General features: G+C 56.2%; 13 protein-coding genes and 2 pseudogenes. 12 read left to right on the top strand and 3 right to left on the bottom strand.

Going from position 1 to position 17146, the window contains the following annotated elements; all coding sequences use genetic code 11:
- Window positions 1–83 precede the first annotated feature (83 nt).
- Window positions 84–872 (bottom strand): FadR/GntR family transcriptional regulator, encoded by a 789-nt coding sequence (locus DWV16_RS11620; protein WP_066458029.1) that lies wholly within the window; start codon window positions 870–872, stop codon window positions 84–86.
- A gap of 332 nt (window positions 873–1204) precedes the next feature.
- Between DWV16_RS11620 and DWV16_RS11625 the strand changes: the two genes are divergently transcribed.
- From DWV16_RS11625 to DWV16_RS11640, 4 genes and pseudogenes are all read left to right on the top strand, one after another.
- Window positions 1205–2434 (top strand): YgeY family selenium metabolism-linked hydrolase, encoded by a 1230-nt coding sequence (locus DWV16_RS11625; protein ID WP_118479381.1) that lies wholly within the window; start codon window positions 1205–1207, stop codon window positions 2432–2434.
- Between the two features lie 259 nt (window positions 2435–2693).
- Window positions 2694–3842: pseudogene (gene dgoD / locus DWV16_RS11630) on the top strand (galactonate dehydratase).
- Between the two features lie 66 nt (window positions 3843–3908).
- Window positions 3909–4901, top strand: a complete 993-nt coding sequence (locus tag DWV16_RS11635; RefSeq protein WP_066458037.1) for a Gfo/Idh/MocA family protein — start codon at window positions 3909–3911, stop codon at window positions 4899–4901.
- A gap of 24 nt (window positions 4902–4925) precedes the next feature.
- Complete coding sequence (locus tag DWV16_RS11640) at window positions 4926–5690, top strand: HpcH/HpaI aldolase/citrate lyase family protein (protein ID WP_066458041.1); 765 nt, start codon at window positions 4926–4928, stop codon at window positions 5688–5690.
- Between the two features lie 29 nt (window positions 5691–5719).
- Here DWV16_RS11640 and DWV16_RS11645 read toward each other — a convergent pair whose 3' ends face one another.
- Both DWV16_RS11645 and DWV16_RS11650 read right to left on the bottom strand, forming a co-directional pair.
- A complete protein-coding gene (locus DWV16_RS11645) occupies window positions 5720–6847 on the bottom strand; it encodes a GntR family transcriptional regulator (RefSeq protein ID WP_066458045.1) in 1128 nt (375 codons plus the stop codon).
- 106 nt (window positions 6848–6953) lie between these two features.
- Window positions 6954–8099, bottom strand: a complete 1146-nt coding sequence (locus DWV16_RS11650; RefSeq protein ID WP_066458048.1) for an iron-containing alcohol dehydrogenase — start codon at window positions 8097–8099, stop codon at window positions 6954–6956.
- Between the two features lie 356 nt (window positions 8100–8455).
- Between DWV16_RS11650 and DWV16_RS11655 the strand changes: the two genes are divergently transcribed.
- From DWV16_RS11655 to DWV16_RS11690, 8 genes and pseudogenes are all read left to right on the top strand, one after another.
- Window positions 8456–9541 carry a TRAP transporter substrate-binding protein gene (locus tag DWV16_RS11655; protein ID WP_066458051.1) on the top strand — a complete coding sequence of 362 codons (1086 nt, stop codon included), beginning with the start codon at window positions 8456–8458 and terminating at the stop codon, window positions 9539–9541.
- A gap of 127 nt (window positions 9542–9668) precedes the next feature.
- Window positions 9669–10151: a TRAP transporter small permease gene (locus DWV16_RS11660; RefSeq protein WP_066458054.1), complete on the top strand. Its 483-nt coding sequence runs from the start codon at window positions 9669–9671 to the stop codon at window positions 10149–10151.
- A 100-nt stretch (window positions 10152–10251) separates the two neighbouring features.
- Window positions 10252–11492: pseudogene (locus tag DWV16_RS11665) on the top strand (TRAP transporter large permease).
- Between the two features lie 15 nt (window positions 11493–11507).
- Window positions 11508–11936: an RbsD/FucU family protein gene (locus DWV16_RS11670; protein ID WP_066458058.1), complete on the top strand. Its 429-nt coding sequence runs from the start codon at window positions 11508–11510 to the stop codon at window positions 11934–11936.
- A 28-nt stretch (window positions 11937–11964) separates the two neighbouring features.
- Window positions 11965–13617: a dihydroxy-acid dehydratase gene (locus DWV16_RS11675; protein ID WP_118479383.1), complete on the top strand. Its 1653-nt coding sequence runs from the start codon at window positions 11965–11967 to the stop codon at window positions 13615–13617.
- Between the two features lie 143 nt (window positions 13618–13760).
- Window positions 13761–14780, top strand: coding sequence for a Gfo/Idh/MocA family protein (locus DWV16_RS11680; RefSeq protein WP_118479385.1), 1020 nt, complete (start codon window positions 13761–13763; stop codon window positions 14778–14780).
- A 48-nt stretch (window positions 14781–14828) separates the two neighbouring features.
- The gene (ilvD, locus tag DWV16_RS11685) at window positions 14829–16544 is read left to right on the top strand and encodes a dihydroxy-acid dehydratase (protein WP_118479419.1); all 1716 of its coding nucleotides are present in this window, start codon (window positions 14829–14831) and stop codon (window positions 16542–16544) included.
- 104 nt (window positions 16545–16648) lie between these two features.
- Window positions 16649–17107 carry a hypothetical protein gene (locus DWV16_RS11690; RefSeq protein ID WP_118479387.1) on the top strand — a complete coding sequence of 153 codons (459 nt, stop codon included), beginning with the start codon at window positions 16649–16651 and terminating at the stop codon, window positions 17105–17107.
- The last annotated feature ends 39 nt before the right edge of the window (window positions 17108–17146 follow it).

Below are 17146 nucleotides of genomic sequence, written 5' to 3' on the forward strand. Positions count from 1 at the left end.
TTTACAGTTGCCAATGTGGTGGGTAAGCGATCCTTGGGACGGCTAAGCGAAGGTGCTTGCAGAAGAATCCGTGGGTGTCTTTTTCATTTCCCGGCCAAAGCATCCTGGGATTTTTTTCTGCGTTTCGGCTCATTTTTCTCCTGCGTCTGCGTGTCGAAGTAATCCTGATAGCGGTTCATGATCCGCTGCAAATGGATTTCGACGGCACGGTCGGCTGCCGCGGGATCCCGCTCCTTGATCGCCCCAAAGATCGCGCTATGCTCCTGGGAAGTGATCTCGGCACGGCCCGCGGAGATGACGGTCATCCGATAGATCCAGCGATGGGTCGCCTGCCAGATCGCGTTAATCGCTTTGTAAAGATAGGGGTTTTGTGCCGCCTGGGCAACCGCCTGGTGGAAAGCAAAATCTTCCGCCACATAGATTTTGAGATCTTCCTCCGAATCGGACAGGTGAGCGAGCATCTTATCCATATGCGACTGCAGTGTGGCGATATCCTCCTCGGTGGCGCGGATCGCCGCAAGCTGTGCAATCTGCCCCTCCAGGGCACGGCGGGCTTTCAGGCATTCCAAAAGGTCGGACTGCTCGCGCATGAGGGAAGTGTTTTTTGTCGTCATGCCGGCTTCCATTGCATCAAATGGAATTTCATTGAGATAAATGCCGTCGCCGGGCTTGATGGTGACAATATTGGAAAAGGCCAGCGCCCGCATTGCCTCGCTCACGGAAGCGCGGCTCACCTGCCACTGGTCGGCGAGCGTCCGTTCGCTGGGGAAGCGGTTGCCGGGCTGTATTTTTCCGGATTTAGCCATTTCGACAACACTGTTGATGATTTCGTCGACGACTGTTTTTTTCACAATGGGTTTCAAGTTTGGCATTGTGCGCACCATTCCTTCTGTGTATTCGCACTGCGGACAGGTCATAACATCTGCTATTATAACTTTCTTGTTACAAGCTGTCAATCGGCTTTATCCGCTGGGCTTTCCCGGAAGGAACAGGATTATGGTTACATTGCATAAATGTGATTTATCAAGTTTATTTTTTTAAAAACTATTGACAATCGTTAGCTGAGATGTTAAATTATAAAACAGAGTGTTAGAGATTTGATGTGGGTTTATTTTTTGAAAATTGGCCTGGTCACTTAGCCGGTTGTGAACTTTTTCGGCTGTTGATACCAATTTTAGTTTTCTAACAGGAGGAGAATTTGTCGATGGAAAAACTCTATGAACAGATCACCGAATATGCCGAAGCTTTCCGCGAAGAAATGGTCAGCTTTGTGCAGCGTCTGGTGCAGACTCCGAGCGAATCGCAGCATGAGGAGAATGTTGCAAAGCTGATCACCGAAGAGCTGGCCAAACTCGGTTTTGACGAGGTGTTCACCGATCCTTATGGGAATGTTGTCGGCATTTATAAAGGTACTGGCGGCGGGGACAACATTCTTTTCAACTGCCACATGGACCAGGTTGCTTCCGGCAACCCGGATGACTGGGAATATCCGCCCTACAGCGGTGCGGTTGCTGACGGCTATATCCATGGCCGCGGCGCTTCTGACACAAAAGGCGCGATGGCTGCGCAGGTTTACGGCGTCTATATTCTCAAGAAGCTGGGCATCCGGCTCAAGGGTGATGTGCTGCTGACCTTTGTCATCGATGAGGAGCCGGGAGACATGTGGGGTATGAAGCACCTCTGTGAAGGCTATCTCAAAAAGATTCCGATCGCATTGGGCGTGCTTGGCGAATCCACCTCGCTGGATGTCTACCTCGGCCACCGCGGCCGCACTGAGATCGAACTCATCAGCCGCGGCGTTATGAGCCATTCGAGCGCCCCGTGGCTGGGGGGCAACGCGGTTGACAAGATGGTTCCGGTCCTCGCGGCTCTGGAAGAACTCAAAAAGGATATGAAAGAGGATGCCTTCCTCGGGAAATCCACCCAATCGGTCACGCACATCAGCTGCACGCCGGGTTGGGGAAGCACGGTCCCGGATGTCTGCCGCGTATGGATCGACCGCCGGTATATTCCTGGTGAAAGCGCGGAAGGGGTTCTCGCGGATATCCGCCGGGTGATCGCCGCATGCAAGGAGAAGGACCCGGAGATTAACGTGACCGCCAATATGAGGGTGTTGTCCCATACGAGCTACACCGGCCTCAAAGAGGACGAGAACATGGATAAACCGGCTTATCTGGTGGAACAGGATAACCCGTATGTGGTCAAGACGGTGGCCGCCCTCAAAAAGCTGGGCCAGAATCCCGGATTTGACAAATGGAATTTCGGCACCGACGGCGCCTATACCTTCTGCTATCTGGGGATTCCGACCATCGGCTATTCCTGCTGTGAAGAAATTTATACCCACCGTCCGAAAGATCGCGTGAATATCGACATGCTCGTCAAGTGCGCGGCCGGAAACGCCAGCATCTGCCTGGAAGTCTGTGGACAGGCGTAAACATTGATACCTTCTTATTTTTACATCCTATAGAGAAACCGGGCTGCCCATTTGGGCGGTCCGGTTTCTCTTTTCTGATTTACGAAAGGAAAGGCGGAAGCCCTGTCGGCGAAACGGGAAACAAAAAACCCCCTGTTGTTTTTCTGCTTCTTCTATTGCAAGTGCTGATGGGAACAGGTATAATAAGATTAAACCAATATACTACCTGTTGGTATTTGAAAGATCGGGCCTCATAGAACAAAACAGGGAGGAAAATTAGATGAAAATTACCGAGGTAAACACCTATCAAGTTCGCCCAAGATGGGGATTTGTCGAGATTTTGACCGACGGTGGGCTCGTTGGATGGGGCGAGCCTGTGGTCGAAGGAAAAGCCGCCACAGTTCTTGCCTGTGTGGAGGAAATGAAACCCTACCTGTTGGGTGAAGATCCCATGCGGATTGAAGACATCTGGACCAAGCTTTACCGCGCGGGGTTCTACCGCGGCGGCCCGGTCATCATGAGCGCCATCGCTGGGATCGACCAGGCGCTGTGGGACATCAAGGGAAAATTCTTTGGCGCGCCGGTTTACCAGTTGATGGGCGGAGCCTGCCGGGACCGGATGCGGGTCTATTCCTGGATCGGCGGCGACCGGCCCAGCGATGTGGCCGCGGCCGCGAAGGAACGCCAGCAGGCGGGCTTCACCGCGATCAAAATGAATGCGACCGAGGAACTCCAATACATAGACACCTATGATAAAGTGGACGCGGTGCTCGAACGGGTAGCGTCGATCCGGGAAGCCACTGGGAAATATTTCGGCATCGCGGTCGATTTCCATGGCCGGGTGCACCGTCCGATGGCAAAGGTGCTGGCAAAAAAGCTCGAGCAGTTCGACTTGATGTTTATTGAGGAGCCGGTGCTCTGCGAGGATATGGAGAGCTTTGCCGATGTGGCCCGCAACACGCATATCCCGATCGCCACCGGCGAGCGGCTTTTCTCCCGCTGGGATTTCAAGCGCCTCTTGCAGCAGGGCTATGCCGACATCATCCAGCCCGACTTGTCCCACGCGGGCGGCATCACTGAGGTGAAAAAGATTGCTTCAATGGCAGAGGCGTACGATGTGGCGCTGGCGCCGCACTGTCCGCTCGGCCCGATCGCGCTCTGCTGCTGCCTGCAGGTGGATGCCACCTGCCACAATGCGGTGATCCAGGAGTAGAGTATGGGCATCCATTATAATAAAGGCGCCGGTGTGCTCGATTATATTCTGAACAAAGAGGATCTGGACTTTGTGGATGGTTATGTGCGCCTGCCGAAAAAGCCGGGCATCGGCGTGGAGATCAATAAGGAACTGGTGCTGGAGGAAGCGAAGAACCCGCACGGATGGAAAAACCCCGTCTGGCGGCATGCGGACGGTTCGATCGCCGAGTGGTAAAGGGGGTCTGGCTCCCCCCGGAAGCCGGAGGGGGCGGATCTGATGAAGCAGAAATGAGGGATGTGGATGCAAACGGTAAACTGGGGCATGATCGGCTGCGGGGAGGTAACTGAGACCAAAACCGGGCCGGGACTGTATCTCGCCCGGGATTCCCGGCTGGTGGGGATCACCAGTCGTACCCTTTCGCGGGCGCAGGCATGGGCGGACCGCCACGGGCATGGGCGGGTATATGAGAATGCCGCCGCGCTGGCCCGCGACCCGGAAATTGACATCCTGTATGTGGCTACCACACCGGACAGCCACAAACAGTATGCGCTGCTCGCGGCCGAGTCGGGCAAGCATTGCTATCTGGAAAAACCGATCGCCATGAATATGCGGGAGGCCGCGGAGATCCAGGAGGCTTTCCGAAAAAGCAGGACAAGGTGTTTTGTGGCCCATTACCGCCGGGGGATGGGGCGCTTTAAGCGGATACGGGAGCTGCTGCTGGCAGGTGAAATCGGCCGGGTGCGGTGTATCCGGATCTTTCGTTCGCAGCGGGCGGTGCTGCCGGACCCAAAGACCGGAAAACGCAACTGGAAATATGATCCCGCTTACAGCGGCGGCGGAATCTTTTTTGAGGGTGACGTCCATCTGATCGACCTGATGGATTTTCTGGTTGGGCCGCTCACCTGCTGGCAGGTTTGCGCCGACCGGCTCACCGACGCCTATCCGGCTGAGGATCTCGCTTCGATTATCCTGCGCGGACAGGAGGGGGTGCTCATCAGCGGGCTGTGGGATTACGCTGCCTGGAAGCCTCAGGACGAGGTGGAGATCTGCGGGGACAAAGGGCTTATCCGCTTTCACTACGCGGACAATTCCAGCCCCACGATCCTGGAAAATGAAAGCGGCACGCGGGAGATTTGCGTGCCGGAGGAGCGCTATGTCGGCGCGCCGCAGGTGCAGGACATCGTGGACGACCTGCTCGGCAGGGGAAACTGTTCGAGCACGCTGGACACCGCCATGCGTACAATGGAAATCTGCTGCGGCATGTGGCAGTCTTATTTAAACCAGAACTCATAAATATCAGCGGAAAGAGGAGTAGTCATGAGAAGCATCCGGAAAAAACTGCAGAACAACGAGGTTTGCATCGGCAGCTGGATTCAGATTCCCAGCGCCGACATTGCCGAAATGATGGCGCGCCAGGGATTTGACTGGGTGGCGGCTGATATCGAACACACCGAAACCACCAACGCACAGACCATCGAACTTTTCCGCGGCCTTGGCCAGAATACCGCCCCGATGGCGCGCGTCCGCTCCAACGATACGCTGGCGATCCGCCAGACGCTGGATATGGGCGCTTCCGGCGTGATTGTTCCGCTGATTGAAACGGCGGAGGAAGCAGCGAAAGCGGTCGCCGCCGCGAAGTATCCGCCTGAAGGGGTTCGGGGATTCGCCTTCTGCCGGGCCAACAACTGGGGGGAGGATTTCGACGAGTATGTCGCCCGCATCAATGACGAGGTGGCTGTCATCGTGATGATCGAGAGCAAAAAAGCCGTGGAGAACATCGATGAAATCCTGGCTGTGCCGGGTGTGGACGGAGTGTTCATTGGTCCGTACGATATGAGCGGCTCCTATGGCATTCCTGGCCAGACGGGCGATCCATTGGTGACCGGCGCCTGTGACCAGGTCGTCGCGGCCTGCAAAAAAGCCGGCAAAGCCGCGGGGATTCATATTGTCACCCCCACGTGTGAATCGGTGTCCTCCTATCTGGAGAAGGGGTTCACCTTCATTGCGCTGGGCATCGACACCTATTTCCTAGCAACGGGCATGAAGGCTGCCCTGAAGATGGCCGGGGAGTTTTCAAAATAATCTACAGATGCGGCAAGGCCGCCAGAGCATCAAGCTCTGGCGGCCTTTTTCGGTAATTGCAGGGGCGGGCGGCTGGCATTTGGGACGCCGGTTGAATTGCGCACCACCAGTGTGCTGGGGATGATAACCCGCACTTTGTAGACGTCCGAAGGGTTATCCAGCTGGGTGAGCAGGTTGTGCAGAGCTGTCTTGGCAAACAGCGGGATATTCTGGCTCACGGTCGTGAGCGGGGGATAGGTGTGCTTGACCTGCTCAATGTCGTCAAACCCCACGACACTGATGTCCTCCGGGACCCGCAGCCCTTTTTCATGCACTGCCTGCAGCGCGGCCATTGCGAGGCTGTCGTTGAAGGCGATGATCGCGGTGGGCAGATCGCCGGCGGCTTTCTCAAGGATGTTCCGGGCGGCCGTATAGCCGCTGCCGGATTCCCAGGTGGTTTCCTCCGAATACATGTTTTCAATATCGAGCCCTGCCCGCTGGAAAGCAACAACACAGGCGGAGTAGCGCTCCGCGGTGGACAGGTAGGAGCTGATGCCTTTAATCAGTGCGAACCGGCGGTGGCCCAGCGAGAGCAGATGCTCACAGGCGGAGATCATCCCGTAGAAATTGTCCGGAACCACCGACATCAACGGCGGGTAATAGTCGTTGAGGAGCACCGACGGGATGCCGGCCGACAATGCGTAATCGATAAAACGGCGGTCCACATTGCTGGTGAAGAAGATTCCCGCGTAATTGTTCCCCTGAAGGATCGCTGGAAAGTCGTCGTTGCTGTCCAGCGTGGAGTAGACCAGCGTGTAGTTGTGGTTTTTACACTCCTTTTCCAGATTATAGAACAAGGTAGCGTAAAACGGTTCGGTGATCCGATCGCTTTTCTTGGTGGAAGTGGGCAGGAAGAAAGCCAGCATCCGGCTGGGGGATGGTTTATGCGCGGGCGGGGCCTGCTGTACCACACGGGTGCCCACACCCGCCTGCTTTTCCACCAGGCCGTCGGCAACCATCATTTTTAGCGCCTGGCGCACGGTGGTACGGTCCACATTAAACGTTTCTCCGATCTCCCGCTCGGAAGGCAGAAGATCTCCGCAGCCATATGCGCCCGATTCGATTTTTTCCTTCAGGCTATCGTAAACCTGCTCGTATAAATATCTTTTTCCAGACATCACTTAAACCGCCTAAACTATTTGTTTCCGCTTGGTTTGGTTACAATCCAATTACATTACATTATAACGCGGGATGCGCCATAAAGTCAATCTCCTGGGCGGCTGCTTACATCGCTTTTTCAAAAATATCGCGATAGACCTGCGCGTCGACCGGCCGTGGATTGCAGGTGATGTGCCCGGTGGTTTTCTTTACCGTGTCAACCACGAAATCGAGATCGGGCTTTTCGCCGTGCAGATAGGGGGCGAGGGTGTCAGGCGCGCCCACCAGGCTGCGGATGCGCCTGACCTCTTCGATGGCGCGTTTTGCGTTGTCCATATCGCTGGCGCCGATCTTCTCCACGCCGAGCGCGCGGGCCACATCGGCGTATTTGCGGGTGGCGTGATCGATGTTGAATTCCATGGCGAGCGGCAGGAAGATCGAGCAGGCGTCGCCGTGCGGGATTTTGTACATTGCGCCGACCGGCTGTGCCATGATGTGCGCGATGCCGATGCCCGCGCTGATCGCCACGCCGCCGAAATAGCTGGCGACAAGCATGTCACCGCGCGCCTGCAGGTTGCCGGGCTCGGTGCAGGCGACAGGCAGCGCCTTGGCCGCCAGTTCCATCGCACGCAGCCCATAGATCTCGGTGACCGGGTTGGCGTTGAGCGAAACATAGCTTTCGATCGCGTGGCTCAGCGCGTCCATCCCGGTAGCGGCGGTGGCCTTGGCGCCGAGCCCCACTGTGAGCGACGGGTCGAGGATGGTGACGTCGGCGATCATGGTGGTGTGATAGAGGCTCTTTTTAAGTCCATTATAGTTGTTGGAAACGACCGCCACCTTGGTGGCCTCGGCGCCGGTGCCGGCGGTGGTGGGTACCGCGATATAGAAAGGCGGCAGCTTGGTGACCGGGCGGCCTTCCATCTGGTACTGTTCCACAAGCCCGCCGTTGGTGCTCATCATGCCGATCGCCTTTGCGGTGTCGATAACACTGCCGCCGCCCACCGCAAGGGTGCAGTCGCAGCCGCTTTCGACATACAGGTCACGCCCGTTGTTGATCACATGCAGGTCGGGTTCGCCTTTGATGGCGTCGTAAGCAACATGGGCGATCCCATGTGCGTCCAGGTCGGCGCAGATCGACTGGTAGACGGGTGCGTTTTTGTCGTAAATTGCAAAGAAGGCCTTCCGCAGACCATACCAGGAGAGGATCTCACCGATCTCACCGACTTTGCCTTCGCCAAAAATCACACGGCGGTTTTGAATCATTTCCCACATAATTTGTCCTCCTCGTTTATAAATATTATCATTTTAATACAGATCATGTTTGGTACATGTTTGTAACATCTATCTTAAATCCATTGCACATAAATGTCAAGTGCTTCTTAAAAAAGAAGGAAAGAAATTTTATTTTCGGCAGAAAACCCGGTAATTTAACCAATAAATTAATAAAATTTAAATATAAAATGAACAAATTTCATTTTTAATGCAAAAATTAGGTTGTAATTAAAATAACAGTATGCTATGCTTTTAACAACAGATTTGCAATATGTTGTAAAATGGTGTGGATATTGCGGACCTGTAGGCTGAAAAACCAAACCAGTCTAAAACCAAACAAATCTAGGAGGAGACAAATGAAAATGGTTAAAAAGGTATTAGCGCTTGCTTTATCCGTGGCTCTGATCGGCTCCCTCGCCGCCTGCGGTGGCAGCACACCGGCACCTTCCTCTTCTGCTGCGCCCGCGGCTTCCGCTCCGGCCAGTCAGCCCGCGGCGGACGCTTCCGAACCGGCTGCCGATGCTCCGGCCGCTGAAGCGGAATTTACCATCAAGATGGCAACCCCTTCAAACCCGGAAGATAACTGTGTCATCGCCTTCTTCGAGTTTGAGAAGATGGTCGAGGAGCGTTCGAACGGCCGGATCGCCGTGGAAATCTACCACAGCGGCCAGCTCGGCGCGCACCGCGACTACATCGAAGGCATGCAGATGGGCAGCATCCAGGCCGCTGAGATCAATACCGCGGTTCTTTCCGGCTTTGATCCCAAGTTCATGGTATTCGACCTGCCGTATATCTCCAAGAGCACCGACCACCTCCGTCAGGTTCTGGATGACGGCCTCAACGACACCCTGGTTCAGTCCCTTGAAGAGAAAACCGGCATCAAGATCATCGGTTGGATGATCCGCAGCCCGCGCAGCCTCTACAACTCCAAAAACCCAGTCGTCACGGCGGATGATTTTGCGGGCATGAAGATCCGCATCATGGAAAGCCCGGTCATGACCAAGACCTTTGAGCTGCTGGGCGCTGTCCCGGTCCCGCTGGCCGCCAGCGAACGCTACATGGCTCTGCAGACCAAGGTGGTCGACGGCGCGGAAAACTCGGTTCCGCTGATCATCACGCAGAAGGAATATGAAGTTACCAACTACCTCTCGCTGACCGAGCACTTCATCACCCCGAACGTCATCACGATCGATGCGAAATTCTTTAATAAGCTTCCTGAAGACCTCCAGAAGATCGTTCTGGACGCCGGTGTGGAAGCGGGCGCTATCGCCACCAAGCTGGATGCCGACAGTGAATCCGCGGCCATCGAAGAACTCAAGGGCCTTGGCATGGAAGTCAACGAGTGCCCGGACAAAACCTCCTTCATTGAGAAAGTAAAACCGCTGTACGACGAATACCGCGATGAAATCGGCGGCGAGATCATCGACGCGTTCCTGAAATAAATCCTTTGCAATCAGTAATAAACTGAAAATTCCACGACCATTTTTCAAAAGGGCGCGGCGCAAAAGCGCGCCGCGCCCTTCCAATTGATCCGATTACAATTGATTCGATAGACGGGGGATATCTTGTATGAAAAAAATGATCCATATCCTTTATGACCTGGTTGTAGATAACCTCGTGCGCATCGTGGGGATTGTCATGACCATCAGCATCCTTTGCCAGATCGGCACCCGCCTGCTTTTGAAAGTGCCGTTCTCCTGGACGGACGAGCTCGCGCGGTTCAGCTTTATCTGGTTCTGCTTTTTGGGCAGCGTTATGACTCTGCGCCACAATATGCATCTTGGCATCGATTACTTTGAAAGTAAGATGTCGCCGAAAGTGAAATTTTATAACCGTATCTTTGTCTACGCACTGGTGATTGTTTTCGGCGCGTTTGTTGCCTTTTTCGGCACCATGCTGCTGGAGATCGTTTCGATCCAGAAATCGCCGGTTATGCGCATGCCGATGGTCTATGTATATATGGCCCTGCCGATTTCCGGGCTTTTATATGCGATCCTCGGCGTTGATATGCTATACCATCATATTAAAGAAGGAAAGAGCGCGGCGGCCTGAGGCCCCGCTTTGCAACTGCCCCGACGGGCACTGATAGATTTAGAAAGAAAGGTTGCTTTTTATGATCGCATTGGTTGTATTTGCCATCATGATCGGTCTCATGGTCTTCAACGTCCCAATCGCAATCTGTACCGGCCTGGCGACCATCGGCGGGATCCTTGTGACCAATGATGTGCCGATGATGGTTATGGTGCAGCGTATGTTCACCGGCATGGACACTTTCACCCTGATTGCAGTCCCGCTGTTCATCCTCACCGGACGGTTCATGGCGCTGGGCGGCATCACCCGCGACCTGATCAATGTCTCCAAGGTGATGGTCGGCTTCATGAAGGGCGGGCTTGCTATATCAACATCGTGGCCAGCATGCTTTTCGCGGGCATCACCGGTTCCGCGGCGTCCGACACCTCCTCCATCGGCGGCATCCTGATTCCCGCCATGGTGGAAAAAGGCTACGACACCGACTTTTCGGTCGCGGTCACCGCGACTTCTTCCACCATCGGCGTCATGATTCCGCCGTCGATCCCAATGGTCGTCTACGGCGTGGCTGCGGGCGCGTCGATCGGAAGCCTCTTTATGGGCGGCATCATCCCGGGAATCCTGGTCGGCATCGCTCTGATGATCGTGTCCGCCTATTACGCGAAAAAGCGCAATTATCCCCGTGACGAACGGGTTTCCTTCAAAGAGGCGGTCTGGATCATCATTAAGGGAATCCCCGCCATGCTCACTGTCATCATCATCCTCGGCGGCATCGTGGGCGGTTTCTTCACCCCGACCGAAGCGGCCGGCATCGCGGCGCTCTATTCGTTCATTATCGGCCGCGTTCTTTATAAGGAGCTGTTCTTCCGGGATATCCCGCAGATCCTTTCCGAAGTGGCGCGCACCACCGGCCAGGTAGCCCTGATGATCGCGACCGCTTCCTCGCTGGCATGGCTGTTTGCGCAGCAGGGCGTTCCGGCCATGATTGGCGGCTGGCTCACCGGCATCACCACCAACCGCTTCCTGATCCTCCTGCTGGTGAACCTTCTGCTGCTCTTTGTGGGTACCTGGCTTGACCTGAGCCCCGCTGTCATCATCTTCACCCCAATCCTGCTGCCGATCGTCACCCAACTCGGAATTTCTCCGGTGCATTTCGGCGTTATCATGGTTGTCAACCTGGCCATCGGGCTGTTCACTCCGCCGGTTGGCGTCTGCCTGTTCGTTTCCTGCGGCATTGCGAAATGTTCGATCGCAAGTGTGGTAAAAGCCTTTATTCCATTCTTCCTGGCTATGCTTGTGGTACTGATGCTCATCACCTATTGCGAGCCGCTGGTGATGTTCCTGCCGAATCTCTTTGTGTCCTAGGAAAGGGGTGCGCTTATGCTGAAAAAGATCAACCCCCTGATCACGCCGGAGCTGATGAAGATCCTGATGGAGATGGGGCACACCGATGAAATCGTCTTTTCCGACCGGAACTTTCCCGCCGTCAGCCATGCCCAGCGCCTGGTGCGCTATCCGGGCGTCGGAATCCAGGAGCTTTTGCGGGCGGTGCTGGAATATTTTCCGATCGATTATGCAACCGACACGCCGGCGGTTGTGATGCGTATTCCGGCCGACAGCGACTACACCGGCAATATCCAGGGGGAATATAAGGCCCTGTTGGATGAGTTCCATGAGAAACCCGTGCAGTTTGAACAGCTTGACCGCTGGGACTTTTACGACCGGGCGGGCCGCGCTTTCGCAGTGGTCGCCACCGGCGAGACCGCGCGGTTTGCGAACCTCATCCTGCGCAAAGGGATTGTCCGATAAAATCTAAAGAAGAAGGAAGGAATTTTCCATGCGTTCACAAAGTTTTTCTGAAGAGGCGATTGACCACCGCAACGCGCTCTTCTTCGCCATGGGCGTGGAAGAAGAGATGATGTATAAGCCCCAGATTGCAATCGTAAATGCCTGGAACGAGCTCAATCCCGGCCATTATCATTTTAAGCTCGTGATCGACGATATCAAGGAGGCCATCCGCGACGCGGGCGGCTTCCCCATCGAGGTCCCGGTGACCGGCATCTGCGACGGCATCTGTTCGAACACCGCGGGCGACCGTTACACCCTGCCCAGCCGTGATCTGGTCTCCTCTGAAATTGAAAGCCAGGTGGAGGGCAATATGCTTGACGGCATGATCATGCTTGGCAGCTGTGACAAGGTTGTCCCCGGCATGATGATGGCCGCGAACCGGCTCAATATCCCGTCGCTTATCTTCACGGGCGGCTATATGCAGCCCGGCCACTATAAGGACAAGATGATCACCCTGACGCATACCAAACAGGCCTATGCCGCATACATCGGCGGGCTGATGAGCAAAGAGGATTACAAAGGCATTGTGCGAAATGCCTGCCCGACCACCGGCGCCTGCCCCTTCATGGGCACCGCCAACACGATGTGTGCCTTTGCCGAAGTGCTTGGGCTTTCGCTGCCGGGCAACGCCAATGTGGCGGCCTGCTCGGATGAGTGGCGCCAGATGGCGAAGGAGGCGGGCAAAAAGATTGTCGAGCTCACCATTGCCGACTGGAAGCCCCGTGACCACATCACGCGCGAAAATTACATCAACGCCATCAAATACATCATGGCGATCGGCGGTTCCACGAACAGCGTGCTGCATATGCCAGCAGTGGCCAAACAGGCCGGTATCGACATCGAATACGACCTGTTCGACCAGCTCAGCAATCAGATCCCGCTGATTTCCACCATCTATCCGAGCCATCCGACCTATTCGATGCCCGATTTCGACCGCGCGGGCGGCATCCTGACGGTGCTCAAGGAGCTCGACAAGGCGGGACTCATCGACACCTCGACCGAAGGCGTCTGCGGGAAGCTTTCCGATCTGCTGGAGGGCGTGGAAAACCATGATCCCGATGTGATTCATCCGGTGAGCAATCCGATCGCGGAAAAGGGCGGCATCGCGGTGCTTCGCGGCAATATTGCCAGCGAAGGCGCGATTGTGAAATTCTCCGCCGTCAAGGAGCACGCGCTCAAATTCCGCGGTCCGGCCAAGGTTTACGAGTCCGAAATGGAGGGCTGGCAGGCGCTCTTAAACGATGAGATTGTAGCGGGCGACGTGGTGGTTATCCGCTATGAAGGCCCGAAGGGCTCGCCGGGTATGCCGCATCTGGAGACCTTCATGGCGGCTGTCTGCGGCAAAAAACTGGATGAGGATGTCGCGCTCATCACTGACGGCCGCTTCTCCGGAGCGACCCGCGGCCTGGCGATCGGCTACCTTTCCCCGGAAGCGTATTCCGGCGGGAACCTGGCCATCATCAAAAACGGCGATATGATCTCGATCGATATCCCGAACCGCACCATGAATGTGGAAATCTCCGACGAGGAGATCGCCCGCCGGTTCGAAGGTTGGAAGCCGCTTGAAAAAGACAGTATGGGCTGGCTTTCCCTCTATAAAAAGATGTGCTCCCCGACCCATAAAGGCGCGACGATTTATTAAGTTTTCTTTCTTCCTTTTCTATATGGGGGTATTCCCCCTGTCGAATCACAGTCAGGGCCGGTGCGAGCAGCGTCTTGTATCGGCCTTGCCTGCTTTTCAAAAACGCGCTGCGGGGGAACTGGAATTTGAAAGGAGCTGCTGAAATGGAACAGTGCCGGTTTGGGATCATTGGGCCGGGAGGCATCGCGGAAAAATTCGCTGGAACCTTCCAGATGGGGCTGGTAAAAAACGCAAAGCTTACCGCGGTTGCCTCACGCAGCCCGGCAAAAGCCGAGGCGTTTGCAGAAAAATATCATATCCCGCGCGTCTGCGCGGGATATGATGCGCTGCTCGCGGACCCACAGGTCGACGCGGTATATATCGCCGTCACCAACCAGGCGCATTACGATTGCTGCATGCGCAGCATCGCGGCGGGTAAGCATGTGCTGTGCGAAAAGCCGCTGGCGATGACTGCCCGCGAAGCAAAGGAACTCGCACGGGCCGCGCGTGAAAAGGGCGTTTTCCTGATGGAGGCGATGTGGAGCCGTTTTTTGCCCGCGACGAACGCCGCGCTCGGCTGGGTGCGGCAGGGCCGTATCGGCAGTCTGCGTGCGGTGAGCGCGTCGCTTTGCGCGTGCCGCCCCCAGGAGGGCTATCCACGCCTGTATGACCCGGCGCTCGGCGGCGGCGCGCTGTACGATCTGGGGGTCTATGGGATTGAATTTGTCCAGCTGTTCGCCAAAAACAGGGAACTTTCCGGCATTCGGACGACGCTGGTGCCCTCCGGCACCGGTGTGGACGGTGCGGCGTTCCTGCATCTTTCCTATGCGGACGGGCTGGTGGGGGAAGTAAAATGCGCGGTTACCTTCCATGCGCGCAACGAGGCCTATCTCTGCGGCGATAAAGGCTATATCCGGATCGCTCCGTGGTTCCATTATGCCCAGAAAGCGGAGCTTTTCACCGAACCGATGGCGCCGAGCTCGGCTTACGAATTGCAGGAACCTGCGGACGTTTTTCTTTCGCCCACGCCGTCCGGCTTCGAATTCCAGATTGAACATGCGGCGCAGTGTATCCGCGCCGGGAAGATGGAAAGCGAAATCATGCCGCTGGCGGATACCGTCGAGGCGGCGGGGATATTTGATCGGGCGCTTGCCGCTTTACAGAAGGAAACGACCCTTTTATAATGAAAAACAGGAAGCAAAATTTTGAAAAGAGACGGAGTCGATGCGAACATGACCAGTCAGGAAATCCGAAAGCTCGCGCCGGAGATGGATCCGCTGCGCATAGGCATGGGATGGACGGTTGAAGATCTTGAAAAACCACAGATCATGGTGGAAAGCACCTTTGGAGACAGCCACCCGGGCAGCGCGCACCTGCTGCGGTTTGTCGACAGCGCGGCCGTGGGCGTGGCGGCCGCGGGCGGCCGCGCGGCGCGTTATTTTGCGACTGATATCTGCGACGGCATGGCCCAGGGCCACGACGGCATCAACTATTCGCTTGCCTCACGGGATACCATCTGCAACCTCATTGAGATCCATGCAAACGCCACGCCTTTTGACGCGGGTGTGTTCATCTCAAGCTGCGACAAGGCGGTCCCGTCCCATCTGATGGCGGTCGGACGGATCAATATCCCGTCGATCATCGTCACTGGCGGTGTTATGGAGGCGGGTCCGGATCTGCTCACCCTCGAGCAGATCGGAAAGTACAGCGCCATGTACGAACGCGGCGAGATCACCGCCGAACAGCTCACCTATTATAAACACCATGCCTGTCCTTCCTGCGGGGCCTGCTCCTTTATGGGCACCGCCTCGACCATGCAGGTCATGGCGGAAGCGCTCGGGTTGATGCTGCCCGGCAGCGCGCTGATGCCCGCCACCTGCGAGGATCTGAATGAGGTCGCGGTGCGCGCGGGAAAACAGGCGGTTGCGCTTGCCAAACTGGGACTGCGCCCCCGCGACATGGTCACGCTCCAGTCCTTTGAAAACGCGATCATGGTGCACGCGGCCATTTCGGGTTCCTCCAACTCGCTTTTGCATATCCCGGCTGCAGCGCACGAATTCGGTATCGAAATTGATGCGGACACCTTCGACCGGATGCACCGCGGCGCCCACTATCTGCTCGACATCCGGCCGGCCGGCCGCTGGCCCGCTGAATATTTCTATTATGCGGGCGGTGTGCCGCGGGTGATGGAGGAGATCAAATCGATGCTCCATCTCGACGTGATGACTGTCACAGGCAAAACACTCGGTGAAAATCTGGAAGAGCTCAAACAGAACGGTTTCTATGAGCGCTGCGACGAGCTGCTCGCAAAGACCGGCTGCGGGCGCACCGACATTATCCGCACCTTCGATACTGCGATCGGCACCGATGGAAGCATCGCGATTTTGAAGGGGAACCTTGCGCCGGAGGGCGCGGAGATCAAACACACCGCCTGCCCGAAGGAGATGTTCCGCGCGGTGCTGCGCGCGCGGCCATTCGACTCCGAAGAGGAGGCCATCGATGCGGTGCTTCATCACCGGATTCTGCCAGGCGACGCGGTCTTTATCCGCTATGAAGGCCCGAAGGGTTCCGGCATGCCGGAGATGTTCTACACCGGGGAAGCGATCTCCTCCGATCCCAAGCTGTCGGCTTCGATCGCCCTCATCACCGACGGCCGGTTTTCGGGCGCGTCGAAAGGCCCGATGATTGGGCATGTATCGCCTGAAGCTGCGGACGGCGGCCCGATCGCGCTGGTGGAGGAGGGCGATCTCATCGAAATCGATATCCCGAACCGGCGGCTGGCCGTCGTTGGCGTAGGTGGGGAGCGGATGGAGCCGGATGCGGTTGAGCAGGTTCTGGCCCAGCGCAGAGCGGCATGGAAACCCCGCGAATCGAAATATAAACACGGCGTGCTGAAGATTTTTTCCGAGCACGCGGTTTCTCCCATGAAGGGCGGGTATATGGAATAACCCAATTGCAACCGACGCCCGGCAGAGATGCCGGGCGCCGGTTTGTTTTTTCGGTCTGTCGAAGGGCACTGGTTTTTCATATTCTGGGGAAAAGGGGTGAAAGGATGGAAACCACGGAGAATACCGGAGCGGCGGCCGGTTTGGATGTATTGAAACAGCAGTATGAAACCGTCTCCCAGGCGCTGGATTATATGGGGCTTGTGGTCGCGGCGGTCCTGGTGAATTATTTTACGGTGTTTATGCAAAAAGAGCGGGTCCTTGCGGCGATCAATGGGGAGGAAGACCCGCTTGCGGAGCGCGATCTCTTTCCATTTGAGATCACTGCGGCGGTAATGATTCTGAGCGCGTCATCCTTTTTTCTGGGACTTTCGGGCGAAGCGCTGGAAAATCCGGTGGACGATCCTGTTGAAGGGGAGCGCTTGCAGCTGAACAATCTGATCAATGCACTGGTGATGCTGGCGGCAATTGTCAGGATCTATAATCTGGCCCACCTTTCTCCAGGTCCCCAGACACCGCAACAAGAGGAGGAAAACGAGATCGAAGAGGAGGAAACTGTCCTATAAATGGGCTTTGGATATAGCGGGATACGGCGGGGGGGGGGT

It is taken from the genome of Anaerotruncus sp. AF02-27 (genome assembly GCF_003465835.1).
GTDB classification, from domain to species: Bacteria; Bacillota; Clostridia; order Oscillospirales; family Ruminococcaceae; genus Anaerotruncus; species Anaerotruncus rubiinfantis.

Bases quoted from the DNA above. Each gene is read 5' to 3' on its own strand.
- DWV16_RS11680 (WP_118479385.1), top strand. From the start codon at position 13,761: ATGGAACAGTGCCGGTTTGGGATCATTGGGCCGGGAGGCATCGCGGAA.
- DWV16_RS11635 (WP_066458037.1), top strand. From the start codon at position 3,909: ATGCAAACGGTAAACTGGGGCATGATCGGCTGCGGGGAGGTAACTGAG.
- DWV16_RS11675 (WP_118479383.1), top strand. From the start codon at position 11,965: ATGCGTTCACAAAGTTTTTCTGAAGAGGCGATTGACCACCGCAACGCG.
- DWV16_RS11645 (WP_066458045.1), bottom strand. From the start codon at position 6,847: ATGTCTGGAAAAAGATATTTATACGAGCAGGTTTACGATAGCCTGAAG.
- DWV16_RS11670 (WP_066458058.1), top strand. From the start codon at position 11,508: ATGCTGAAAAAGATCAACCCCCTGATCACGCCGGAGCTGATGAAGATC.
- DWV16_RS11620 (WP_066458029.1), bottom strand. From the start codon at position 872: ATGCCAAACTTGAAACCCATTGTGAAAAAAACAGTCGTCGACGAAATC.
- DWV16_RS11690 (WP_118479387.1), top strand. From the start codon at position 16,649: ATGGAAACCACGGAGAATACCGGAGCGGCGGCCGGTTTGGATGTATTG.
- DWV16_RS11650 (WP_066458048.1), bottom strand. From the start codon at position 8,099: ATGTGGGAAATGATTCAAAACCGCCGTGTGATTTTTGGCGAAGGCAAA.
- DWV16_RS11625 (WP_118479381.1), top strand. From the start codon at position 1,205: ATGGAAAAACTCTATGAACAGATCACCGAATATGCCGAAGCTTTCCGC.
- DWV16_RS11640 (WP_066458041.1), top strand. From the start codon at position 4,926: ATGAGAAGCATCCGGAAAAAACTGCAGAACAACGAGGTTTGCATCGGC.
- DWV16_RS11660 (WP_066458054.1), top strand. From the start codon at position 9,669: ATGAAAAAAATGATCCATATCCTTTATGACCTGGTTGTAGATAACCTC.
- ilvD (WP_118479419.1), top strand. From the start codon at position 14,829: ATGACCAGTCAGGAAATCCGAAAGCTCGCGCCGGAGATGGATCCGCTG.
- DWV16_RS11655 (WP_066458051.1), top strand. From the start codon at position 8,456: ATGAAAATGGTTAAAAAGGTATTAGCGCTTGCTTTATCCGTGGCTCTG.